At 58.7% G+C, this 23,799-nt stretch carries 25 protein-coding genes; 2 read left to right on the forward strand and 23 right to left on the reverse strand.

The window, feature by feature from the left end; genetic code table 11:
• Positions 1 to 3: 3 nt before the first annotated feature.
• Positions 4 to 693: an ABC transporter ATP-binding protein gene (locus BN3544_RS04705; protein WP_019429031.1), complete on the reverse strand. Its 690-nt coding sequence runs from the start codon at positions 691 to 693 to the stop codon at positions 4 to 6.
• Between BN3544_RS04705 and BN3544_RS04710 the strand changes: the two genes are divergently transcribed.
• Positions 692 to 1,342, forward strand: coding sequence for an arylesterase (locus tag BN3544_RS04710; RefSeq protein WP_019429032.1), 651 nt, complete (start codon positions 692 to 694; stop codon positions 1,340 to 1,342). The two genes, BN3544_RS04705 and BN3544_RS04710, sit on opposite strands and share 2 nt — an antisense overlap.
• Positions 1,339 to 2,412 (forward strand): tRNA 2-selenouridine(34) synthase MnmH, encoded by a 1,074-nt coding sequence (gene mnmH, locus BN3544_RS04715; protein ID WP_019429033.1) that lies wholly within the window; start codon positions 1,339 to 1,341, stop codon positions 2,410 to 2,412. The genes BN3544_RS04710 and mnmH overlap by 4 nt, the downstream gene beginning before the upstream one ends.
• A gap of 52 nt (positions 2,413 to 2,464) precedes the next feature.
• Here the strand turns inward: mnmH and BN3544_RS04720 are convergent, their stop codons facing one another.
• The 22 genes from BN3544_RS04720 to BN3544_RS04825 form a co-directional block, all read right to left on the reverse strand.
• Entirely contained in the window at positions 2,465 to 2,674 is a 210-nt protein-coding gene (locus BN3544_RS04720) for a hypothetical protein (protein ID WP_019429034.1), read from the reverse strand.
• Positions 2,675 to 2,684: 10 nt separating this feature from the next.
• On the reverse strand, positions 2,685 to 3,557 hold the full coding sequence (locus tag BN3544_RS04725; RefSeq protein WP_019429035.1) for a DUF2189 domain-containing protein: 873 nt from the start codon (positions 3,555 to 3,557) through the stop codon (positions 2,685 to 2,687).
• Between the two features lie 120 nt (positions 3,558 to 3,677).
• Positions 3,678 to 4,928 carry a PLP-dependent transferase gene (locus BN3544_RS04730; RefSeq protein WP_019429036.1) on the reverse strand — a complete coding sequence of 417 codons (1,251 nt, stop codon included), beginning with the start codon at positions 4,926 to 4,928 and terminating at the stop codon, positions 3,678 to 3,680.
• A gap of 72 nt (positions 4,929 to 5,000) precedes the next feature.
• Complete coding sequence (locus BN3544_RS04735; RefSeq protein ID WP_019429037.1) at positions 5,001 to 5,525, reverse strand: phosphoribosyltransferase; 525 nt, start codon at positions 5,523 to 5,525, stop codon at positions 5,001 to 5,003.
• 59 nt (positions 5,526 to 5,584) lie between these two features.
• A complete protein-coding gene (locus BN3544_RS04740; RefSeq protein ID WP_019429038.1) occupies positions 5,585 to 6,913 on the reverse strand; it encodes an adenylosuccinate synthase in 1,329 nt (442 codons plus the stop codon).
• 17 nt (positions 6,914 to 6,930) lie between these two features.
• Positions 6,931 to 8,091: an ATP phosphoribosyltransferase regulatory subunit gene (locus BN3544_RS04745; protein ID WP_019429039.1), complete on the reverse strand. Its 1,161-nt coding sequence runs from the start codon at positions 8,089 to 8,091 to the stop codon at positions 6,931 to 6,933.
• Positions 8,092 to 8,157: 66 nt separating this feature from the next.
• Positions 8,158 to 8,343: a DUF2065 domain-containing protein gene (locus BN3544_RS04750; RefSeq protein WP_019429040.1), complete on the reverse strand. Its 186-nt coding sequence runs from the start codon at positions 8,341 to 8,343 to the stop codon at positions 8,158 to 8,160.
• Between the two features lie 3 nt (positions 8,344 to 8,346).
• A complete protein-coding gene (gene hflC / locus BN3544_RS04755) occupies positions 8,347 to 9,246 on the reverse strand; it encodes a protease modulator HflC (RefSeq protein ID WP_019429041.1) in 900 nt (299 codons plus the stop codon).
• An 11-nt stretch (positions 9,247 to 9,257) separates the two neighbouring features.
• Positions 9,258 to 10,634 carry an FtsH protease activity modulator HflK gene (hflK, locus tag BN3544_RS04760; protein ID WP_026036481.1) on the reverse strand — a complete coding sequence of 459 codons (1,377 nt, stop codon included), beginning with the start codon at positions 10,632 to 10,634 and terminating at the stop codon, positions 9,258 to 9,260.
• Between the two features lie 56 nt (positions 10,635 to 10,690).
• Positions 10,691 to 11,887, reverse strand: a complete 1,197-nt coding sequence (gene hflX / locus BN3544_RS04765) for a GTPase HflX (protein ID WP_019429043.1) — start codon at positions 11,885 to 11,887, stop codon at positions 10,691 to 10,693.
• 43 nt (positions 11,888 to 11,930) lie between these two features.
• A complete protein-coding gene (gene hfq / locus BN3544_RS04770) occupies positions 11,931 to 12,194 on the reverse strand; it encodes an RNA chaperone Hfq (protein ID WP_040506060.1) in 264 nt (87 codons plus the stop codon).
• Between the two features lie 71 nt (positions 12,195 to 12,265).
• Positions 12,266 to 13,606, reverse strand: coding sequence for a ribosome biogenesis GTPase Der (gene der, locus BN3544_RS04775; protein WP_019429045.1), 1,341 nt, complete (start codon positions 13,604 to 13,606; stop codon positions 12,266 to 12,268).
• 19 nt (positions 13,607 to 13,625) lie between these two features.
• A complete protein-coding gene (gene bamB / locus BN3544_RS04780) occupies positions 13,626 to 14,759 on the reverse strand; it encodes an outer membrane protein assembly factor BamB (RefSeq protein ID WP_019429046.1) in 1,134 nt (377 codons plus the stop codon).
• A complete protein-coding gene (locus BN3544_RS04785) occupies positions 14,759 to 15,430 on the reverse strand; it encodes a YfgM family protein (RefSeq protein WP_019429047.1) in 672 nt (223 codons plus the stop codon). The genes bamB and BN3544_RS04785 overlap by 1 nt, the downstream gene beginning before the upstream one ends.
• Before the next feature lie 21 nt (positions 15,431 to 15,451).
• Positions 15,452 to 16,747 (reverse strand): histidine--tRNA ligase, encoded by a 1,296-nt coding sequence (gene hisS / locus BN3544_RS04790; protein WP_026036483.1) that lies wholly within the window; start codon positions 16,745 to 16,747, stop codon positions 15,452 to 15,454.
• A gap of 38 nt (positions 16,748 to 16,785) precedes the next feature.
• Positions 16,786 to 18,057, reverse strand: coding sequence for a flavodoxin-dependent (E)-4-hydroxy-3-methylbut-2-enyl-diphosphate synthase (gene ispG / locus BN3544_RS04795; RefSeq protein ID WP_019429049.1), 1,272 nt, complete (start codon positions 18,055 to 18,057; stop codon positions 16,786 to 16,788).
• The gene (locus BN3544_RS04800) at positions 18,054 to 18,965 is read right to left on the reverse strand and encodes a helix-turn-helix domain-containing protein (protein WP_081499348.1); all 912 of its coding nucleotides are present in this window, start codon (positions 18,963 to 18,965) and stop codon (positions 18,054 to 18,056) included. The genes ispG and BN3544_RS04800 overlap by 4 nt, the downstream gene beginning before the upstream one ends.
• Positions 18,958 to 20,109 carry a dual-specificity RNA methyltransferase RlmN gene (rlmN, locus tag BN3544_RS04805; RefSeq protein ID WP_019429051.1) on the reverse strand — a complete coding sequence of 384 codons (1,152 nt, stop codon included), beginning with the start codon at positions 20,107 to 20,109 and terminating at the stop codon, positions 18,958 to 18,960. The genes BN3544_RS04800 and rlmN overlap by 8 nt, the downstream gene beginning before the upstream one ends.
• Positions 20,110 to 20,141: 32 nt before the next feature.
• A complete protein-coding gene (gene ndk / locus BN3544_RS04810; protein WP_019429052.1) occupies positions 20,142 to 20,567 on the reverse strand; it encodes a nucleoside-diphosphate kinase in 426 nt (141 codons plus the stop codon).
• 123 nt (positions 20,568 to 20,690) lie between these two features.
• On the reverse strand, positions 20,691 to 21,899 hold the full coding sequence (locus BN3544_RS04815; RefSeq protein ID WP_019429053.1) for a pseudouridine synthase: 1,209 nt from the start codon (positions 21,897 to 21,899) through the stop codon (positions 20,691 to 20,693).
• Positions 21,896 to 22,648 carry an SMC-Scp complex subunit ScpB gene (gene scpB / locus BN3544_RS04820; RefSeq protein WP_019429054.1) on the reverse strand — a complete coding sequence of 251 codons (753 nt, stop codon included), beginning with the start codon at positions 22,646 to 22,648 and terminating at the stop codon, positions 21,896 to 21,898. The genes BN3544_RS04815 and scpB overlap by 4 nt, the downstream gene beginning before the upstream one ends.
• Positions 22,649 to 22,788: 140 nt before the next feature.
• Positions 22,789 to 23,790, reverse strand: coding sequence for an RluA family pseudouridine synthase (locus tag BN3544_RS04825; RefSeq protein WP_019429055.1), 1,002 nt, complete (start codon positions 23,788 to 23,790; stop codon positions 22,789 to 22,791).
• Between the last annotated feature and the right edge of the window lie 9 nt (positions 23,791 to 23,799).

The raw sequence follows: 23,799 nt of genomic DNA on the forward strand, positions 1-23,799 counted from the left end.
GCTTTAAGCCTGAGAGGCCGTCGATTCAGACAAACGCCCGGCCTGGATCACCAGACTGCGTTCACAGCGTGCGGCCAATTGGCGGTCGTGCGTGACCAGGACCAAGGTGGTGCCTTGCTCGCGGTTGAGCGCGAACATCAAATCCATGATGGCCTCGCCCGTGGCGTGGTCCAGGCTGCCCGTGGGCTCGTCGGCCAGCAGCAGGTCGGGTTGCACCACAAAAGCGCGGGCCAAAGCCACGCGCTGCTGCTCGCCGCCGGACAGCACTTTGGGCAGGTGCTTGAGGCGCTCACCCAAACCCACGCGTTGCAGCATGGCCGTAGCGGTGTTGCGGGCATCGGGCCGGTCGGCCAGCTCCAGCGGCAACATGACGTTTTCCAGCGCCGTCAGATTGGGCATGAGTTGGAAGCTCTGAAAGACAAAACCCACATGCTGTGCGCGCACCGCCGCCCGTTCGTCCTCGGACAATTCAAACAGCGATTGACCTGCCAACACCACTTGCCCGGCGCTGGGCGTGTCCAGCCCCGCCAAAATGGCCAGCAAGGTGCTTTTGCCCGAACCAGAAGCACCGACAATAGAAGCTGTTTCGCCCGCGTTCAAAGAGAAATCGATATCGCGCAAAATAGCCAGCTGACCGCTGGCATCCTGCACACTTTTCGAGACGCCACGCACGGCAATGATGGATTCAGGCATGCACAAACCTTTGTTAAGACGACGCCACTTTAACTGCACCCTGCTGGCCCTTGCCAGCTGGGGCTTTGGCGCGTCCACGCAGGCTTCACCCGCACAACGTATTTTGGTGGTGGGCGACTCGCTGAGTGCCGAATACGGCCTGGCCCGAGGCACGGGTTGGGTGGCCTTGCTGCAAAAACAACTGGTCCAAGACAAGCCCGGCGTCGAAGTGGTCAACGCCAGCATCAGCGGCGAAACCACCTCGGGTGGCCGCTCGCGCATGGCCGCCCTGCTGCAAAAGCACCAACCCAGCCATGTGGTGATTGAGTTGGGTGGCAACGACGCTTTGCGCGGCCTGCCCCTGAAAATGACCCAAGACAATCTGCAAGCCATGACTGGCCAGGCCCAGGCTGCGGGCGCCAAGGTCACGCTGCTGGGCATGCAAATGCCCCCCAACTACGGCTCCGACATGGCACGCCAATTTGAAGCGGCGTTTGCCCAAGTGGCTAAAAGCCAAAAAGCGGCACTGGTGCCCTTCTTTTTGAAAGGCATCGGCGATGACCCCGAGCCGCTCAAATGGTTCCAGGCCGACCGCATCCACCCCAACGAAGCCGCGCAGCCGCGGATGCTGGCCAATGTCTGGCCTACTTTGAAGAAACAATTGAAATGAGCGTTCACCTGATATCGGCCTTTGATGCCATGGCCAAACTGAACCAGTTTGACGCCATCCTGGACGCACGATCGGAAGGCGAACACGCCGAAGACCACTTGCCGGGCGCACTGAGCTGGCCTTCGCTCAACAACGAAGAACGCATCCGCGTGGGCACGCTTTACAAACAGGTCAACCCGTTTGAAGCCCAAAAGGTCGGTGCCGCGCTGGTGGCCAAAAACATCGCCCGCCACATCGAGGCACATGTGATGGACAAGCCCCGCAACTGGCAACCGCTGGTGTATTGCTGGCGTGGCGGCAAACGCAGCAACTCATTGGCGCTGATCCTGGGGCAAATTGGCTTCAAGGTGCACTTGATCGAAGGCGGCTACAAAGCTTTTCGCAAAGAGGTCGTGGAAGACACGCCGCGACAGGCGCAGCGCTTGCAGTTTCAGGTACTGTGCGGGCCCACAGGCTCGGGCAAAACACGCTTGCTGCAGGCTTTGGCGCAAACAGGCGCACAGGTGCTGGACCTGGAGGCCATTGCCTGTCACCGCAGCTCGGTGTTGGGCTTGATCCCCGGCACGCCGCAACCCACTCAAAAAGCCTTTGACACACAAGTCTGGGATGCGCTGCGCGGTTTCAGCGCAGACCGCCCGGTGTTTGTAGAAGCAGAAAGCAAAAAGGTGGGCAACCTGACAGTGCCTGCCGAGCTGATGGTGGCCATGCGGGCCAGCCCTTGCCTGCGGGTGGATTTGTCGCTGGAAAACCGGGTGAATTTGTTGCTGGAAGACTATGCGTTTTTCACGCAAGATCGCGCCTTGTTTGCCGACCGGCTGGAGCGCTTGACGGCCCTGCGCGGCAAAACCGTGGTGCAAGGCTGGCAAGAAAGAATCGAGCGGGGGGAAATGCGCGAGGTGGTGACCGAATTGCTCTCAGGCCACTACGACCCGGGTTATGAAACTTCGACTGGGAAAAACTTTGTGCATTACGCCAAAGCCCCCTTGATCGCGCCGGCCAGCCACAGCATGGACGACATGCTGACACTGGCACATCAACTGGTGAAAGTGCCGACTGAAAGTGGTCAATGAGTTTTCAGTGAGCCGTCTCCGCAAGCGCAAAAACGGTGTCAGTCAGGAGGCGTCAAACGGGAGGCGTTTGCGCGTCAGCAGCATCGGGCGCTGCAACGGCGTTGACTGAGTGGTCTGCCTCGTCGGCCGCATCTGGATCGGACCCGTCATCTGGAAAAAGACCTGATTTGCGGTCAGACTTGGCTTTGAGCTTGTCTTCTTTTTTGCGTTTCTTGGCCAATTCTTTCTGGCGCTTTTCGAATCCGTAGTTGGGTGTGGCCAAGATGGCTCCTTTAATTTGAGCTGCCCAATGTAACAGCTTCTTCAGGGCTTTCTTCCCATTCAACGCTGCCACGGTAAGCATGCCAGCTGGCGTGGCCCAACCAAGGGCCTACGACGATGATGCCCATGGCCCATGGCCACAAGGCAGCCAGCACCAAAACGCTGAGCAACAAGCCCCACAAGAACATGACCCCCGGATGGCTAAAAACCACCCGCATGCTGGTCAGCACAGCAGAAATGGCATCGGTGTCGCGGTCCAAAATCATGGGGATCGATACCACCGACAGGCCATAAACCAGCGCGGCAAAAGCACCACCCACCGCCAGATAGACGATCAAGAACTCGATGTTTTGCGGATTGAACACGGCTTCGATCACACCCGTGGTGGACGGCATGCCGGTGTTGAAGAACACCGCAAACACCACCAGCGATGCCCTACCCCACAACAATTCCAGCACCATGAGCACCAAAATCAACATGGCCATGCTGCGGATATGCCGGTCCCAACACATGAGTGATGTGGCCATATCAGGCAACTCGCCCCGCTCTCTTTTGCGGCTGACTTCGTAAAGGCCCATGGCCAAAAATGGCCCCACCAGCAAGCAGCCCGACACCAAAGACAAGGTGTATTCGGGCTTGTGCCTGAACACCAGGGCTAACACCTGCGCCATGAACCAGAAGCTCAGGCCATAAAACAAGGCAATACCGGGGTGACGAGTCAGGTCTTGCCAGCCCTTGGCCAACCAGCGAAATGGGTCAGAAAAACCCAAATGACGCATGAGCGACTGCGGGCCTTCGGGTGCTGGTGGCACATAAGGTGCTGCCATGGTGGGCAGATCAGCGGACTGTTCAGTGGGCACGGGAAGCTTGGCGTCTGCAGTCATGGGCAATCGAGTCATCGGTGAAGTGCCCAGATTACCCCCGCTAAGCGGCCTTGAACAGTCAGGAAACTACCCAGTAGGTCGGCAATTAACAGGTATTCAGGCTGATTTAAACCGGCCAACTCATGCCCAAGGCAGATGGGCTTGCATGGCTTGATTCAGATCCATCATCAGGTCTTGCGCCGACTCGAGGCCCGTAGAAAAACGCACCAAGGTGCCATGCTTCAAATGCGCAGGCCAACCCTGCCGCATAGAGCCCAGCTCATAGGGCACCACCAAGCTGACCGGGCCGCCCCAGCTGTAGCCAATTTTGAACAATTTCAGGTGGTCGCAAAACGCATCCACCTGTGCCTGGGTGTAACGGGCATCGATCATCACGCTGAACAGGCCTGCCGCCAAACCGGTGCCGGGCTTGCGCTCGCACACGGCTTGCCAATGGGCGTGCCCAGGTGCGCCTTCAAATGCCGGATGCAGCAACTGCGCACACTGCGGCTGGGCTTGCCACCAAGCGGCCAAGATGCGGGCCGTCTGGTCGTGCGCTTGGTAGCGCAGTGAAATGCTCGGCAAGGAGCGCAACACGGATTCGGCATCGTTCGCCGCCACGCCCAAACCCAAACGCATGTGGCACAGCTTGATTTTCATGTGCAAGGCCGTGTCTCGGGTGATGATGCTGCCCATCAGCACATCGCCGCCGCCACTGGGGTATTTGGTCAGCGCATGGGCGCTGATGTCAACGGCCAGACTGCCCTGCTCGCCAAGGTGAACAGCATCCCCCAACAAGTCAAAAGGCTTGAAGGCCAAACCCGCACCCCAAGTGTTGTCAAGCGCACTGCACACGCCTTGGGCTTGGCACACACGCACCAGCTCGGCCAAGTCAGGAAATTCCATGCTGACCGAGCCCGGCGCTTCCAGCCACACCAGGCGTGTGCGGGGGCTGATCTTGCGGGCCAGATCAGCGGGGTCCATCGGGTCGTAGACCTGGTGCGCGATGCCGAAATGGCGCAATTCCCCTTCGGCCAGCGCTTTGTTAGGGCCATAGGCGTTGTCTGGCAACAGCAGCTCATCGCCGCTCTTGAGCAACGCCAAAGCCACCGTTGCCAATGCGGCCAAGCCACTGGGCACCAGCACGCATTGGGTGCCGCCCTCAAGGGTGCACAAGCGCTCTTCGAGGGTGTAAGTCGTGGGCGTGCCGTGAAGGCCGTAGGTATAAGCCGATTTGTCCTTCCATTCCCGTTGGCGCATATCGGCCACAGTCGGAAAGTACACCGTTGAGGCCTTGAAAACCCCCGGCTGAGGCGCCTCAAAACCAGCGGGCGGTTGGTAGGGGTGGTGAATCAACCGGGTCGTGCCCTTGGAGAAGTCTGAATCAGTCATCTTGTCATCCTAATGCAAACAGCCTCCCAAAGGAGGCTGTGAAAAGTCAATCGGCGCAGCGCACCCAATGGGTTAGACGCTCCACTTTTCCAGCAGCTTTTCAGGGCGCATGTTGTCATAGGGCTCGAAGGGCTGGTGAATCCAGGGGTTGGTCGGCAACTCTTCGACCGAGTAGTCGGCCTTGAAGCCCGAAACGCCCTTGGTCCAGATCACGGCCGTTCGCAATTCTGTGATCGGTGTGTAGTTGTTTTTCAACTGGTCCACGACCGCACGCAAGGTGTGACCGGTGTCGGCCAAGTCGTCCACCAACAGCACTTTGCCGGCGATCTCGCCTTTGGGCGTGGTGATGTAACGGGCGATGTCCAGATGGCCTTGCACGGTACCGGCTTCGGCACGGTAAGAGCTGGTGGACATGATGGCCAGTGGCTTGTCAAAAATGCGCGACAAGATATCGCCTGGGCGCATACCGCCACGGGCCAGGCACAGAATATTGTCAAATTCCCAGCCCGACTGGTGAATCTTGATGGCGAGTTTTTCAATCAGATTGTGGTACTCGTCGTAGCTCACGTACAAGTGCTTGCCGTCTTCGGTCAACATGGGGTTACTCCAAAAAAATCAGGGGTTTGAGATCAGTGTTTGTTTGCAAAACCCGGCGCTCAGGCGCCAAAGGGGTTGTGCAACAAAATGGTGTGGTCGCGGTCCGGGCTGGTGGACACCACGTGCACAGGCACGCCCGTGACTTCAGCGATGCGTTCCAGGTAACGACGTGCCGTGGCAGGCAATTTGTCCAAGTCGGTCACGCCCACGGTGGTCTCGGTCCAGCCGGGAATTACTTCATAGATCGGCTTGCAACGGGCAATCTCGTCTGCGCCCATGGGCAGGATGTCGATGGTTTCACCATCCAGCTCGTAACCTGTGCACAGCAACAACTCTTTCAGACCATCAAGCACGTCCAGCTTGGTGATGCACAAACCCGACAGGCCATTGACCTGAGCGCTGCGCTTGAGCAAAGCGGCGTCAAACCAGCCGCAGCGGCGTGAACGGCCCGTGGTCACACCTTTTTCGGCGCCTACAGTGGACATGTGGTAGCCGGGGGTGCCAGGGGTTTCCCAGTCAAGTTCAGTGGGGAACGGGCCGCCACCGACACGGGTGCAATACGCTTTGGTGATGCCCAAGATGTAGTGCAACATGCCGGGGCCTACGCCAGAGCCTGCGGCGGCATTGCCGGCCACGCAGTTGCTGGAGGTGACGAACGGGTAAGTGCCGTGATCCACATCCAGCAAAGTGCCTTGTGCACCTTCAAACAGCAGGTTGGCACCGGCTTTGTGGGCGTCGTTGAGTTCGCGCGAAACGTCGGCCACCATGGGCAGCAGCTCTCTGGCGTAGGCCATGGCTTCAGCGTACGTGGCGTCAAAATCGACAGGCGCTGCACCCAAAATATTGACCAGAATTTCGTTGTGCAAAGCCAAGTTTTCGCGCAGCTTGTTGGCGAAACGCTCGGGGTATTTCAGGTCTTGCACGCGCAGGGCGCGGCGGGCCACTTTGTCTTCGTAAGCGGGGCCAATGCCGCGACCGGTGGTGCCGATCTTGGCCGTTCCGGCTTTCTCTTTGGCAGCTTCGCGGCCCACATCCAGTGCCACGTGGTAAGGCAAGATGAGTGGGCAAGCCTCGCTCACGCGCAGGCGCGAACGCACTTCAACACCGGCTTTTTCAAGCCCTGCAATTTCTTCTAGCAATTTCGGCACCGACAAGACCACACCGTTGCCGATGTAGCACTTGACGCCGGCACGCATGATGCCGCTGGGAATCAGGTGCAAAGCGGTTTTCACGCCATTGATCACCAAGGTGTGACCCGCATTGTGACCCCCTTGGAAACGCACCACGCCCTGAGCGCTTTCGGTCAGCCAGTCGACCAGTTTGCCTTTGCCTTCGTCGCCCCATTGGGTGCCCACGACGACTACGTTACGGCCTTGCTTCATGTTCATGCTTGAAATGTTCTTTCTCAAAGAGCTTGTACTACCCACTGCCCTGCTGCTTCAACCAGCTCGCGGTCGCAATGGAATTCGTCAACTTCGCTTTCGTGCCCGGGCAAAACGCACACCACGGTGTCGCCGCGACTGCGCAAAGAGGTAATGGCCGAGCGCAAGCTGGCCGAGTTACCCCAGGGTGCCCGGATCGCTGCACGCAGCGCCAAAGGTGTCACAGCCGACACCAATTCTTTCAAATCGAGGCTGAAACCCACAGCGGGGCGGTCACGGTCAATGCGGTGACCAAACACAGCGCCGACACCGTCATAACGTCCGCCACGGGCCAGTGCATCGGATGCACCTTTGGCGTAGATGGCGAAGCGCATGCCGCTGTAATAGGCGTAACCACGGGAATCGCCCAAGTCAAAACTGATGGCGGCACCCGGGATTTGTGCGGCCAGCCAGCGCAGCTGTGTCAGGGCTTCGGTGATGGCGGGTGTCGCAGGCAGGCACTGGGCCGCTTTGTCCAACACAGCGACATCACCGTACAAGCCCACCAAAGCACGCAAGCCATCGCGGTTGGCGGGCGAAAAGTCGTCCGTCAAGCGCGCAATCGCGCTGCCATCCTTGATGGCCAGCGCGGCGTGAATGTCGTGGCGCAAAGCGTCAGAAATGGCCTCAGCCTGCAGCAGGCTGTTGACAATGCGGGCATCGGCCAAGTCAACCTGCAAATCGCCGACACGGGCAGCACGCAGGCAGTCCAGTGCCAGTTGAAGAATCTCGAGATCGGCCTCGGGTCCGGCATGGCCGTAAATTTCGGCGCCCAACTGCAAGGGTTCACGGGTGGCATGCGGGCGTGCGGGACGGGTGTGCAAGACGGGGCCGCAATAGCAAAGACGTGTCAAGCCTGCGCGGCCCAGCAAATGCGCGTCAATGCGAGCCACTTGGGGGGTGGTGTCGGCACGCAAGCCCAATGTGCGGCCAGAAAGCTGGTCTACCAACTTAAAGGTCTGCAAATCCAGCGCTTCGCCCGTGCCCGTGAGCAGTGACTCCAAATGCTCCAGCAGCGGCGGCATGACCAGCTCGTAGCCATAGCCACGGGCGGTGTCAAGCAGTTCGCGACGGAGTTCTTCGATGTGGCGTGCCTCGGAGGGCAAGACATCGGCAATGTGATCCGGGAGGACCCAAGCAGACATGGGAATGGAGGGGGACGGTTAAAACAAAGATTTTACCGGCTTGGAGGCCGATTTCCGGGATTCGATTCAGGAAACAAGCCAGAACACCAACAATCCCGAAACAACCATGAACACGCCAAAGAAGCGGATTTGCCCGTCTTCGAGCTGCAGCAGCTGCTCGAAAAGGCGTCGCCAACGCAGTGGCGACACCATCGGCATCAAGCCCTCCAGGATGAGCATGACGCCCAACGCCAGCAGGAGGGTTTCAAGCAACGATTACTTTCGTGCAGGCGTATTGCCCGACGAACCGCGCATGCCCTTAAAAAACTCGGAGCTGCCCGGATCGAGCACCATCACGTCGCTTTTGCTGTTGAAGCTGGATTTGTAGGCTTCCAGGCTGCGGTAGAACTGCGCAAACTGGGGGTCGCGTCCAAATGAATCGGCATACAGACGCGCCGCTTGCGCATCGCCCTGCCCTTTGATTTTCTGGGCTTCGCGGTAAGCGTTGGCCACGGTCACTTCACGCTGGCGATCGGCATCAGCGCGGATTTTTTCGCCTTCAGCACCACCGGTCGAACGCAGCTCGTTGGCCACGCGCTTGCGTTCAGCCTCCATGCGGCGATAAACCGACTCGGTGATCGTGTCCACGTAGTCGGCGCGGGTAATGCGCACATCCACCACATCCACACCCCAGGGCTTGGCGCCCTTGACCACAAGAAGGACGGCCTCTTTCACATCGTCCATCAGCTCTTCACGTTTGAGCGAAAGCAGCTCCTTGACGGTGTGCTTGTTGATCTCTTCCTGGAAGGCGTTGCGCACCACACGGTTGAGCTGGTTGGTACCGGATTTTTCGTCCAAACCCACGTTTCGGATGTAAGCCTGCGGATCGGCAATGCGCCATCGCACATACCAGTCGATCACGACACGCTGCTTTTCTGCTGTCAACATGGGTTCGTTGTCTGGGCTGTCCAGGGTCAACAAACGCTTGTCGATGTAATTGACGTTTTGAAGCGGGGGGGGCAGCTTGAAGTGCAAGCCAGGCTCGGTGATGACTTCCTTGATTTGACCCAAAGCATAGACCACGCCGAATTGGCGCTGGTCAACCACAAACACGGTCGAGCTGAACAGCACAAAGGCCACCAGCAAAGTCGAAACCCACAATCCAATGCGATTCATTTTCTTTGTCCTTATCGTGGATCGCGCTCACGCGAACGCTGGAGGTCGCGTGAACGTGTGTCCACTGCACCGTTGTTGGCACTGGCTGGTGTGGCGGACGCGGTGGCATCCACAGTGGGCGGAGGCACTGAAGTGACCTGCTGCATGATCTTGTCGAGCGGCAGATACAACATGTTCGAGCCCTGCTTGCTGTCCACCAGCACTTTGGTCACGTTGCTGTAAATCTGTTGCATGGTGTCGGTGTACATCCGGTCACGCATGACTTGCGGGGCCTTCTGGTACTCGGGCAAGATGGTTTTGAAGCGCTGTGCATCACCTTCGGCTTGCGCCACGATGCGCTCACGGTAAGCATCGGCTTCTTCTTTCAGGCGTGAGGCCGCGCCCACCGCGCGGGGCACCACGTCGTTGGCATAGGCTTGGGCTTCGTTTTTGGCGCGTTCACGCTCTTGACCCGCCTTCAATACATCGTCAAACGCAGCTTGAACCTGCTCAGGGGGGCGCACACCGCCTTGTTGCAAGTTGATGCCCACCACTTCAATACCCACTTTGTAGCGGTCCAAGATGGTTTGCATTTTTTCGCGCACGCGAGGGGCAATCTGGTCACGCTCTTCGGCCAGGGCCGAGTCCATCTTCATCTTGCCCACCACTTCACGCACAGCGGTTTCCGCTGACTGCACCACGGCTTCGGTTGGGTTGCGGCTTTCAAACAAATACGCACGGGCATCGTTCAAGCGGTATTGCACGGCGAACTTGATCTCGACGATGTTTTCGTCTTCGGTCAGCATGGCCGATTCGCGCAAGCCTGTGGCCTTGATGATGTTGTCGCGGCCAATGTCCACCGACCGAATCTGGGTGACAAACACCAACTCATGGCGCTGAATAGGGTAAGGCATGCGCCAATTGAAACCCGCACCCACCGTAGAGTGGTATTTACCAAACTGCGTGATCACCGCTTGCTGGCCTTCTTGCACGATGAAAAAGCCCGTGCCCAACCAGACAAGCAAGGCCGCAGCAAGCACCACACCCAAACCCAGGTTTTTAAAGAAAACAGGCAAGCCGGGGCCACCCGAGCCACCGCCCGAACCACCAGAACCTTGTGGACCACCTTTACCGCCAAACAGCTGGCCAAGTTTGCGGTTGAAGTCACGCCAGAGCTCGTCCAGGTCGGGTGGGCCGCTTTGTTGTGGCTGCGAACCACGGCCAGGCGGTTGTTGCCAAGCGTCCGGCTTGGGGCCCGGCGGCGGAGGCACATCGCCTGCAGGCTTGTTGCCTGCATCGGGTGTTGACTTGTCGTCGTCCCGACCCCATCGGGGGTCATTCAGATTGAACATGCCTCGGATCTTTGCAGGAAGCAAGGACCATCGCAGGGCTGGCAGATGAAAATTCATAGTGAAGTGTCTTTGTCAGAATGACGAATCCGCATTGTGCCGAATTCAGGGGGCCTTCAATGCAGATCACCCGGATATTCCCGGGTCATGTCACGGGGATCTATCGGTTCTTGAACGGCTGCGGGTAATGCGGTCTTGACGATGTCGGACAAAGCCGAACGCAACAACTCAAGCCCCTTGCCCGATTTGGCACTCAAAAATACCCGCGGAACGGCCACACCGTCTTGCTCATAACGGTCCTGCATTTGCAAGGGAAAGCGCTCGGGTGCCAGTGCATCCAGCTTGTTGAAGACCAGCAACTGCGGCACGCTGTCGGCACCGATCTCGGCCAGCACTTTTTGCACTTCGGCCATTTGCTCCGGGAAATCAGGGTTGGCAGCATCCACCACATGGAGCAGCAAATCGGCTTCGGTCGCTTCTTGCAGGGTGGCCTGAAAAGCCTCCACCAGACCGTGCGGCAAATCACGGATGAAGCCCACCGTATCGGACAAGGACACCGAACGCCCTGCCTCGCCCAGATACAACTGGCGTGTGGTCGTGTCCAGCGTAGCAAAAAGCTGGTCTGCTGCAAAAGCGCGCGCTTTGACCAGGGCATTGAACAAGGTGGATTTTCCGGCGTTGGTGTAGCCCACCAAGGAAATATTGAAAGTGTCACGCCGCTCACGCTGGCGACGTTGTGTATTGCGCTGCTTTTTGACCTTGACCAAGCGCTCTTTGATGCGTTTGATCGAGTCGTTGATCATGCGGCGGTCCAGCTCAATCTGGGTTTCACCCGGGCCACCGCGCATGCCGATGCCCCCGCTTTGGCGCTCCAAGTGCGACCAGCGGCGCACCAGTCGGGTGCTCAGATATTGCTGACGCGCCAGCTCAACTTGCAGCTTTCCCTCGTGGCTGCGAGCACGTTGAGCAAAAATTTCAAGAATCAGCAAAGTTCGATCGTTGACCGGCAAGCCGATGTGACGCTCCAAGTTGCGCTGCTGGGCCGGGCTCAGGGCTTGGTCAAACAAAACCTCGACCGCGCCGTGCATCAAGGCAAGTTCTTTGATTTCGTCAGCCTTGCCGCTGCCCACAAAGAGCGCTGGATCAGGCGCTTTGCGTTTGCAGGTCAGGCGTGCCACGGGCTTGAGACCACCCGACTCGGCCAGCAAACCCAGCTCTTGCAGGTCAGCGTCGAAATGCGGCAGCCCAAAGTCAACGCCGACCAATAAGGTCGGCGCGGGTTTGTTGAATGGTGTTTCAGACAATGTCAGCAACCTCCGGCGGTAGCTTCAAACCGCTGGACGATTAAGTACCGAATCAAGCGGTGATTTCGCCGGTTTCGGGTGTGCTGAATGTCACAGAACGACCGGGAACAATGGTCGAGATGGCGTGTTTGTAAACCATCTGAGTGACCGTGTTGCGCAAGAGCACCACGTATTGGTCAAAGGACTCGATTTGACCCTGCAGCTTGATGCCGTTGACCAGGTAAATCGAGACAGGCACATGCTCTTTGCGCAGGGCGTTCAGAAAGGGGTCTTGCAAAAGTTGACCTTTGTTGCTCACGATATTCTCCGTGTTCAGAAGTTTTGAAGTGGCTGACCTTACCACAGGGCCAGCTGGTCATATTTGAGAAAAATTGATTTCCTCAAATATCAACTGGATTCTTTGTCAGCGTAAGGATTGGTGGATGTCTTCATCTCAATCCGAAGTGGCGTACCAGCCAAACTGAAGGCTTTGCGAAAGCGCCCTTCCAGAAAGCGCTTGTAGGTGTCGGTCACGTGCTCCAGCGAGTTGCCGTGCACCACGATCACAGGCGGGTTCATGCCGCCTTGGTGCGCGTAACGCAACTTGGGACGGAACATGCCACCGCGCTGAGGACTTTGGAACTGCACGGCTTCGAGCAGCAGGCGCGTCAAAATGGGCGTGCTCATCTTGCACATGGCCGATTTGTGCGCCTGGACGATCGAAGCCCAGACGGGGCCCAATCCCTGGCGTTTTTTGGCCGAAATGAAGTGCATGTTGGCAAAGCTCAAAAACGGCAACCTGTTTTCAATCGAGCGTTGCACCAACTGCCGCTGGTATTCATCGACCGCATCCCACTTGTTGATGGCCAGCACCATGGCGCGACCGCTTTCGAGCGCATAGCCCGCAATGTGGGCGTCTTGGTCGGTCACGCCCTGCTCGGCATCGAGCAAGAGCAAGACCACGTTGGCCGACTCGATCGCTTGCAGGGTTTTGACGACCGAGAACTTCTCGATGGCTTCAAACACTTTGCCTTTGCGGCGCAAACCGGCGGTATCGATCAGCTCGAATTTTTGGCCTTGGCGCTCAAAGGGCACCGAAATCGCGTCACGCGTGGTGCCCGGCATGTCAAACGCCACCAAGCGCTCTTCGCCCAGCCAGGTGTTGATCAAGGTGGATTTGCCCACGTTGGGTCGCCCGGCCACGGCCAGTTTGATCACCGAGGGATCTTCTTCTGTTTCTTCGGGCTCATCGGGCAGGTTGAGCAACTCAAAAGCCAGCTCCACCAGACCACGCGTGCCCTGACCGTGTGCAGCCGAGATGGCGATCACCTCGCCCAGACCCAGCTCGTAGAACTCGGTCAGCTGAATGCCTTCCAGCATGCCTTCGGCCTTGTTGGCCACCAACAAACAGGGCTTGCCGATCTTGCGCAGGTATTTGGCAATGTCATGGTCTTGGGCAGACAAACCGCCCCGCGCATCGACCACAAAAATGACCACGTCGGCTTCAGCCACCGCTTGTTGCGTTTGCTTGGCCATCTCTTTGTAGATGCCGCTGCTGGCGTCGGGCTCGAAACCGCCCGTATCGATCACGATGAATTCTTGACGGCCTTGTTTGCCGTTGCCGTAATGGCGGTCACGGGTCAAGCCCGCAAAATCGGCCACGATGGCGTCCCGGCTCTTGGTGAGTCGGTTGAACAGCGTGGATTTGCCCACATTGGGGCGGCCTACCAGGGCCAGTACAGGTTTCACTTAAAAATTTTCCGATCCATCATTCAGGGCGAAATCCGAAGACGCCCCCGGTGCGTGTCACCACCACCAAAGTTTGGCCAGCGGCCACGGGTTTGCCCACAATGGCGCTGCCGTCTGTGCTCAATCGTTGCAAAGGCTGCCCATCCTGACGTGACAGGAAATGCAGCCAACCTTTGTCATCACCCAACACCACCGAGCGGCCCAATACCAAGGGTGCCGTCAAGCCCCGAAAGCGCAAAGCGTCTTGCGTCCAGGCGGGCTGGCCACCCTGACGCTGCCAAGCCACGACCTTGCTGTCGGACTCGGTACCAAAAACCAGATTGTCGTCACCGTCCAAGCCTTCATGGCCTTGGGCTGGACGCGTCCACAAGGTGGTGCCGCGGTTGGCATCCACACACGAGACAGCCGACTGGAATGCGCGCACACACACTGAATTGCCAAGGCGGCTGGCCCCTGCGACCAAGTCCACCAGACGCTCCACCTCGTTGGTACCTCGAGAAGATCCCACCAGCGTCTCCCAGCGCACCGCTCCCGTGTTGGGGTTTAAAGAAGCCAAACGCCCTCCCCAGCCTGCCAGCAAGGTGTCGCCAAACGGGATCAGCAAGCCAGCTTGCTGCAACACCAATGGGTCCCCGGTGCGCTGCTGCGTCCAGAGCTTTTGACCAGAAGCACCATCCAGCGCCGTGACTGCACGGTCCGCGGTCAACACAAAAACACGTGCACCGGCCACCAAAGGCGCGGTGTAAGACAGGGCAGGCAAGCGGTAGCGCCAAACTACTTTACCGGCCTCAATGGCCACCACTTCATTGCTTCGAGTGATCACGGCAAAACGCTGACCGTCTCCACTGACCCCCGCCTGTATGGGTGTGTCGAGCTTGATGCGCCAAACATCTTGGCCGGTACTGGCATTGATCAAGGCCACTTGACCTTGAGTCGAGGCCACCGCCACTTGCTCGCCGTGAACAGAGGCAAACAGGGGCGTAGTCGCAAGACCGATGCTGTTGGTCCAGACTTTTTGAACCGTCAACTGGCCTGTCACGGATGGCAATGCTGCAGGTTGCGGCTTGTCAGGTGCGCTTGAGCAAGCGGCGATCGTGAGCGCTAAAGCGCCCATCACAGTCCAACGGGCCCAGAGGTTCGAAAAAACAATCATCACTTTGGAGTCTCCGAAACGGTGGCCGCATCAGGGTCAATGCCCAAGGCATTGAGTTTGGCTTGCACCAAACGGCGGTAGTCAGGGGTGTCTGCCAGTTTTTGCCATGCTTGCTGATACGCCGCAATGGCATCGGTATTTTGACCTTTGGCTTGCAACACGTCCCCGCGCAAGTCCGCAGCCAAACCCTGCATCGCCGGCGTGAATTCACCGCCCAATGGCTTCAAGGCTTCGTCGTAAGCCTTGGCATCGAGATGCAAAGCCGCCAAACGCATGCGCGCAATATCGCGATACGCCTTGTCAGAGGCGCCATTGGCAACCCAACTCAAAGCATCACGCGCTGCATCGGTTTTGCCTTGCGCTTGCAGGGTTTTGGCCGCCAACAAAGCCGATTGCTGGGCAAATTGGGTGCTGCCGAATTTGTCTTTCATGTCGGCCAAACTGCGCTCGACACGGCTGACATCACCAGAGGCCACCGAGCGCTCGACTTCATCATAAAGTGCAGAGGCTTTGGCAGCTTGGCTTCGCTCCCAATACTGGTAACCGTTCCATGCGGCATAACTGCCCAAAATAGCAATCAGCACCCAGGAAATCAGGTTGCCCCAGGTCTTCCAGAAATGCTTGATCTGGTCGAGTTGTTCTTGTTCTTCAAGGTCGAGTGGAGTGGCCATGGTGTATTACTGCTGTGCGCATCAAAGCGTGGATTGTAGGCTGTGGCCCCAGTCGGCCACGGTGCTCAAAGACTCGGTGCGCTGGGCCCCTTCGCCGTCGCGCAGCGATTTGACCGCCACCCGACCTTGGGCCAATTCTTCGGCCCCAAACACCAACGCAAAACGGGCGCCTGAGGCGTCGGCTTTTTTGAATTGGGACTTCATGCTGCCCATGCCCTCGCCGCTGCCCGCGTGCATTTGGGCCGATACGCCCTGAGCGCGCAAGGCTTGAAGGACCTGCATGGCCACTGGCAAAGCAGCGGCTTCGGGAATGATGGCGTACACATCGGGGGCCAGATCGGGCAAAGCCTCGCCCTGCTCTTTGATCAGTTCGAGCACGCGCTCGACACCGAGCGCCCAACCCACAGCGGGCGATGGCTTGCCGCCAATTTGCTCGATCAGGTAGTCATAACGGCCACCGCCACAAATGGTGCCTTGCGAGCCCAAGCGGGTGGTGATGAACTCGAACACCGTGAGGTTGTAGTAATCCATGCCCCGCACCAAACGCGGGTTGATGCTGTAGGCCACGCCGTTGGCGTCCAGGATGGCTTTGACCGCGTTGAAGTGCGCCAAAGAGGCTTCACCCAAAAAGTCGAGCAAACGCGGTGCGGCCTCAACCACGCTTTGCATGGCCGGGTTTTTGGTGTCCAGGATGCGCAGTGGGTTGCTGTGCAGGCGGCGTTTGGCTTCTTCGTCCAGCACATCGCTGTGCTTTTCGAGGTGGGCAATCAGCGCAGCGCGGTGGGCCTGGCGCTCAGCGGGCTGGCCCAAGCTGTTCAGTTCCAGTCGCACGTCCTTGAGGCCCAACACCTTCCAAAGGTCATTGGCCAGCAAAATCAGTTCGGCATCCACCTCGGCACCGCCAAAACCCAGCACTTCGGCACCGATTTGGTGGAACTGGCGGTAACGGCCGCGCTGGGGACGCTCATGGCGAAACATCGGCCCCATGTAGTACAGGCGTTTGCCGCCTTCGTACAGCAGGTTGTGCTCAACCACGGCCCGAACCAAGCCTGCGGTGCCTTCTGGGCGCAAAGTCAGCTGTTCGCCATTAAGGCGGTCCTCAAAGGAGTACATCTCCTTTTCCACGATGTCGGTCACCTCGCCCAAGCCGCGCACGAACAGCGCGGTGGGCTCCACAATGGGCAATCGCACATTGCGGTAGGCGTAACGCGCCATCAAATCACGCACCTGGGCCTCCAGCCATTCCCAGCGGGCAGACTCAGGCGGCAAGATGTCGTTCATGCCCTTGACGCCCACCAGCTTCTGGGCTTTTGCCATTTTTTCGGCCTTGGGGGCGTTTTCTTTCGAAGACTCGCTCATTTTTTCTCAGCAGATCCGGAACCAAAACGATTCTCAATGTAGTTTTCAACCAGCACCTGAAACTCTTGCGCGATGCCATCGCCGCGCAAGGTCAGTCGCTTTTCGCCGTCAATGAAGACCGGAGCAGCAGGCGCTTCACCGGTACCCGGCAAACTGATGCCGATGTCGGCGTGCTTGCTCTCGCCGGGGCCGTTGACGATGCAGCCCATCACAGCCACCTTGAGGTTTTCAACGCCGGGGTAACGCACTCGCCAAACGGGCATCTGGGCGCGCAAAAAGTCGTCGATTTGTTTGGCCAAATCTTGGAAGGTGCTGCTGGTGGTGCGCCCACAACCGGGGCAAGCGGTCACGCTGGGCACAAAAATGCGCAAACCCAGTGACTGCAAAATCTCTGAAGCGATCACCACTTCTTGCGTGCGCGCTTCGCCCGGCTGCGGCGTGAGCGAGACACGAATCGTGTCGCCAATGCCCTCTTGCAACAAGATCGATAAGGCCGTGGCCGACGCCACCGTGCCCTTGGTGCCCATGCCCGCCTCGGTCAAACCCAAATGCAAGGCGTAATCGGTGCGGCGGCCCAGCTCGCGGTAGACAGAAATCAAATCTTGCACACCCGACACTTTGCACGACAGCGCGATTTGCGCGCCATTGAGGCCCATGGCCTCGGCACGCTGAGCAGACGAGATGGCCGAGCTGATCAAAGCTTCGTACATGACCTGCCGCGCCTCCCAAGGCTGGGCACGCTGGCTGTTGGTGTCCATCAATTCGGCCAGCAAATCTTGGTCGAGGCTGCCCCAATTCACGCCGATGCGGATGGCTTTGTCAAACCGCATGGCCGCTTCGATCATCTGGCCAAACTGCACATCACGTTTGTCGCCTTTTCCCACATTGCCGGGGTTGATGCGGTATTTGGACAGCGCCTCGGCACAGGCCGGATAGTCGGTCAGCAGGCGGTGGCCGTTGTAATGGAAATCGCCGATCAAGGGCACGTCGATGCCCATTTTGTCGAGTTGGTCGCGGATGTGCGGCACAGCCTGCGCTGCTTCGGGCGTGTTGACCGTGATGCGGACCATCTCGGAGCCGGCAATCGCCAGTTCCTTGACCTGGATGGCAGTGCCGATCACGTCCACCGTATCGGTGTTGGTCATGGACTGCACACGCACAGGTGCGCCACCGCCCACGGTGACCACGCGCGAACCCCAGACCACTTTGGACTGGCGGCTGTGTCGCTTGGCTGGCAATGCGATGTCAATCGGGGATGGAGAAATCATGGCTTCACCTCAAATCGGGCAGTGTTGACCTGGGTGTGTGGCTTGAGGTCGAAAGCTTGACCCTTGACAGACAATTGAACAGCATCGGCACGGCCCACCACCACCGAAACAGGCAAAACAGCAGTGACGCGCTTGGTTTCGCCCGAATTCAAAACGCCATTCCAGATGAGTTGTTTTTGACCATCCCGCACCTCGATCCAGCTGACATTTTGGGCACTGAACAACAACTCGGACGTGGCTGAGGCCACCGCAACGGGTGCCGAAATAGCTGCCACAACGACGCCGGGCGCGCCCAAGGGCGTTGCCTCAGACGCGGACATGGCCAACTCTGTCGGGTTCAAAGGTGTGGCCAAAGACACCGGATCGGCGGGGCTTGTAACGGCCTCTGCTGCAGGCACTGACACGGCCACCACATCGGGCAGACCATTCAACCAGCCCAACTTTGAGGGGCCAGGCAACCAGATCAACGCTGCAATCACAACCAGCATGCCAACGGCTGCCCACAAAGCCTTGCCCGGCACCTCGAAAGTGGAGCGAGGCATGCGGCCCAAATCAACGGGTGGGGTGTAGGCATAGCGCACAGCACCATGCGGCTCCAAGTAGTTGGCCGATTGTGGCAACAAAGCCAAGATCGGGGCTGAATCGACGCGCAACTGTCGGCACACGCTGGCGGCTAAACCTCGGGCAAATACAGGGCTTGAATCGGTTGGGTACTCGTCTGCCTCCAGGGCCGCCAACTGCCGCACGGGAACCTTCAAGTTCGCCGATAAAACCGCCAAATGCACACCGGCCGCTTGCCGGGCCGCTTTCAACAGACTGCCAGCAGTCGCGGCTGGAGCGGGAGAAACGGGTGATGCTCCGCTGTCAGAGGCGAGCGTAGAACTGTCAGGGTTTGTGTTTTCAGGCATCGCGAGGCTCCTGGACTTGAACAGAAGAAACGGGTACCAAGCGAATGGTGCGTTGCTGCGCCATGCGGCTTTGAACTTGCGTGCGGTCTTTCACATCACCGGCCAATTGCCCGCAAGCGGCGTCGATGTCATCCCCTCGGGTTTTACGAACCGTGGTCACCAAGCCCGCTTCTTGCAGCTGTTTGGCAAAGGCCTGCACGCGGCCGCTGGACGAGCGCAGCAAGCCAGAAGCCGGAAATGGATTGAAAGGGATCAGGTTGAACTTGCAACGCAGGCCCTGGCGAGCGTGCTTTTGCACCAGATCAATGAGCTGGCTGGCGTGCTCGGGCTGGTCGTTGACGCCATCGAGCATGCAATATTCAAAAGTGATGAAGTCGCGCGGCGCATGGGCCAAATAACCGATACAAGCCTGCATCAGTTCATCCAGCGGGTATTTTTTATTCAATGGGACCAAGTTGTCACGCAATGCATCGTTTGGCGCATGCAGCGACACCGCCAATGCCACCGGACAATCGGCCGACAAACGCTCGATCATGGGCACCACGCCCGACGTGGACACAGTGACCCGGCGCCGCGACAGGCCATAGCCGTGGTCGTCGAGCATGGCACGCAAGGCGGGCACCAGAGCTGAGTAGTTTTGCAGGGGCTCGCCCATGCCCATCATCACCACGTTGGAGATGACACGGTCTTCAGTTTGCAGGTGCTTGCGCAAAAAATGCTCAGCGAACCACAGTTGCGCCAGAATTTCTCCGGTCGTCAGGTTGCGACTGAAGCCTTGGTGGCCTGTAGAACAAAAACGACATCCCACAGCGCATCCGGCTTGGGAAGAAATGCACAAGGTGCCCCGATCGTCTTCGGGAATAAACACCGATTCGATGGCGTTGCCATCGCCGACATCAAACAACCACTTGATGGTGCCGTCGGTCGAGATGTGTTGACTGATCACGGGCAGCGCTGAAACGTGCGCGTGAGAGTGGAGTTTTTGGCGCAAAGACTTGGCCAAATCACTCATTTGATCAAAATCAGCAGCGCCCCGCTGGTGAATCCAGCGGAACAACTGGGTGGCTCGAAAGCGTTTTTCGCCCAAACCCTCGCAAAAAACGGCCAAACCATCCAGATCAAATTCGAGCAGGTTGGCCGTCATGGGGGCAAGGTCGCGCTAGAGCCGCGACGCTATCAGCGTGCGTAAACGTTCATGCCGGCGAAGAAGAATGCAACTTCTGCGGCAGCAGTTTCAGGGGCGTCAGAACCGTGCACAGCGTTGGCATCAATGCTGTCAGCGAAGTCAGCACGGATCGTGCCAGCGTCTGCTTTCTTGGGATCGGTCGCGCCCATCAGGTCACGGTTCTTGGCAATGGCGTTCTCGCCTTCCAGGGCTTGGATCATCACGGGGCCGGAGATCATGAAATCAACCAGATCTTTGAAGAAAGGGCGTGCGCTGTGCACAGCATAAAACTGCTCGGCTTCGCCACGCGACAAGTGAGCCATCCGTGCGGCAACGACTTTCAGGCCGGCAGCTTCGAAACGGGCATAGATTTGACCGATGACGTTCTTGGCGACTGCGTCGGGCTTGATGATGGAGAGTGTGCGTTCGATGGCCATGGTATTTCCTGTACGAAAGTGTTTTAAAGCATTTTTGCCATGCGGCAAAGCCCGCTATTCTAACCCGAGCAGACCCGCCAAATGACACTGTGGCGCCGCATGGCCCCACAGTAGAAACTGAAATTAACGGCTCCGGCCACCGCCGCCACGCCCACCACGGCCTGGACCGCCTGGGGCTTTTTTCAAACGGTTGAAGCTCTCCGCGCCAATGTACTTGGCCTCACTTTTCGGGGCATCCGACTTGGCATGCAAGCCAGACCCGCCTGCAGCCTGGTTGGGTTTGGCTGCAGGTTTGGCCCGTGGCACCGCTGTGCCCATGCGGCCCTGCCCCCCCGTGCGTGGGCGGCGGTCATTGCGATCGGTTCTTGAGACCGGACGCGGCACAGCCGTCTTGGTGCGATCAAGGGTGCCCGCAGCGCGCATGAGCGCACGGATATCGGACTCGTCCAGCTCCAGCCAAGCCCCCCGACGCAAACCGTGAGGCAACACCATTGCACCGTAACGGATGCGGATCAGGCGGCTCACCGCATGACCCACCGACTCCATCATGCGGCGCACCTCGCGGTTGCGGCCTTCAGAAATAGTGACGCGATACCAGCAGTTCGAACCTTCGCCGCCGCCGTCTTCAATGGAGCCGAACTGAGCCGGACCGTCGTCGAGGTTGACACCGTCGAGCAGTTTTTGTTTTTCGTCTTTGCTCAATGCGCCCAAAACGCGCACCGCGTATTCACGCTCGAGGCCGAAACGGGGGTGCATCAACTGATTGGCCAGCTCGCCTGAGCTGGTGAACAACAAGAGGCCTTCCGTGTTCAGGTCCAGACGACCCACAGACTGCCATTTGCCGTTTTGCAGGCGCGGCAATTTGCGAAACACCGACGGGCGGTTTTGCGGATCGTCATGGCTGACGATTTCGCCTGCGGGTTTGTGATAGGCGATCACCCGGGCTGGAGGCGGGTCAATGCGAATGTGAATGGGTTTGCCATTGACCTTGATCTGGTCACCGTATTGCACGCGCTGGCCTACGTGGGCCGGCTCGTTGTTGACCGAAATTCGGCCTTCGGCAATCAGCTTTTCCATTTCCAGACGCGAGCCCATGCCGGCTTGCGCCAGCACTTTGTGCAATTTGGGCGAATCGGTCTGGGGGGCCAGCACGCGCTTGCCCAGGTCGATAGCGACGTCTTCGGTGGCTTCCTCATCGTCAAACTGACCCGAGACCACATCGGCCAGCTCAATCGGTTTATAGGTCGACTCGGCATGCAGGTCCGCCTTGGGTTGGCGAGCTGCGGCATCGGGTGCGGACGAGCGCTTGTCGTCGTGATTTGCTTGGTTCATTTGTTGGAGGACTCTTCGCCATGCAGCGGACGGTCAGGGTGGTTATCTGGGTTCGCAGACAGGCTAGGATCATCACTGTGATCGGGGTGAGCGCCAGAGGCGTCGGGGGCAGCGGCATCTTCCGAATCGGCCACGATGGGCATCTCGAAAGGCAAGGCGTTGATCGCGTCTTCGAGCGACAAGGAGGGCTGAACAGGCAGTTCGTCAACCAAGCCGGACAAAGCCGACGTTTGACCATCGACCTGGGAAAGCATGGGCAGCTGATCGAGAGAAGCAAGCCCCAAATCATCGAGAAACTGGCGCGTGGTGGCGTACAAACCTGGTCGACCCACGGTTTCCCGGTGGCCAATGACTTCCACCCATCCGCGGTCTTCCAACTGCTTGAGGATTTGTGAGTTGATGGTCACGCCTCGAATATCTTCCATATCGCCCCGGGTCACCGGCTGACGGTACGCAATGATGGCCAGTGTTTCGAGCACCGCACGGGTGTATTTAGGTGGCTTTTCGGGGTGCAGGCGGTCCAGAAACTGACGCAACTCAGGCCGGCTTTGAAAGCGCCAACCGCTGGCCACGCTGGTCAACTCAAGCCCTTTTTGAGCCCACTCTTGTTGTATGTCTTGCAGCATTTGCCGCAGGGTGTCGGCCCCGAGCGCATCGTCAAATAACACGCGCATGTCGCGCAATGACAAAGGCTGACCTGCTGTGAGCAAGGCCGTTTCCAGGACACGTTGGGCTTGCGCCGTGTTCATGTGTCGATCTTTCGGGAGAAAAAACGCCTCACGGCGTAAAAGGTGCAGAGGTGATGGCCGTTTTTGTGAAAAACAGCCCCGTTCTGGAGAGGCTTGGCCACTGACCAAACCCTGGATTCGCGCGGGCCAGTGAATCTGGCTCAAGCTCCCTGGGAGGGCAGATTGTAGCTGAGACCCCAAAGAGCCAGTGCGTCGGCCATGTCAGTGGGCAAGGAAGACCTCAGATCGATCGATTGTCCGGTGATCGGATGGACAAAGGCCAGATGCCAGGCATGCAATGCCTGGCGCTCCATGCCTGCGGCTTTGACACCACCGTAAACGGCATCCGCGAGCAAGGCGTGCCCGACATGGGCCATGTGAACCCGGATCTGATGGGTGCGCCCTGTGTGCAAGGTGCACTGGACCAGACAACCGAGGTTGTTTTGATCCAGCACCTCGATCGTGGTCGCGGCTGTTTTGCCCGATTGGTAAGTCAAATCGACCACCGCCATGCGCAGGCGATTGGCTGGATCCCGACCAATGGGGGCCTCGACGGTCATGGGGGATGGTGCCGTCCAGGGCTTGTGGGCAATGGCCAGATATTGGCGATGGACGTCACGGGCCGCGATTTGCTGCACCAGGGCATCCATGGCCTGGCGCGTGCGCGCCACCACCATCAAGCCACTGGTGTCCTTGTCCAAGCGATGGACAATGCCCGCCCGAGGCACATCGGAGGCCAGTGGGTCCAAGGCCAACAGCCCATTGAGCAAGGTGCCGCGCCAGTTGCCCGGTGCCGGATGCACCACCAGACCAGCAGGCTTATTGATCACGCGCAGGTGCGCATCTTCGTAAACCACATCGATCGGCATGTCTTCGGGCACAAAAGCCTGAGACTGGGGCGTGGCCCGCAGTGTGACCTCAACCCGGTGCCCCAAACGCACTTTGGTCGACACCTTGGTGACCACGCGCCCGTCAATCAATGCATCACCCTGCTCAATGAGTTGCTGCAAATAGCTGCGCGAAAACTCAGGCACCATTTGCGCCAAAGCTCGGTCCAGTCGCTGGCCGTGCAAAGTCATGGGCACCTGGGTCGTGCGCACCTCCTCGTCCGCAGCCTCCAGCGCGCGTTCACCGTCTTCCATCAAGGCAGAGGGCTCTTCCATTTCGGGGTC

It is taken from the genome of Limnohabitans sp. Rim47 (genome assembly GCF_001517545.1).
In the GTDB taxonomy this organism is placed as follows: domain Bacteria; phylum Pseudomonadota; class Gammaproteobacteria; order Burkholderiales; family Burkholderiaceae_C; genus Limnohabitans_A.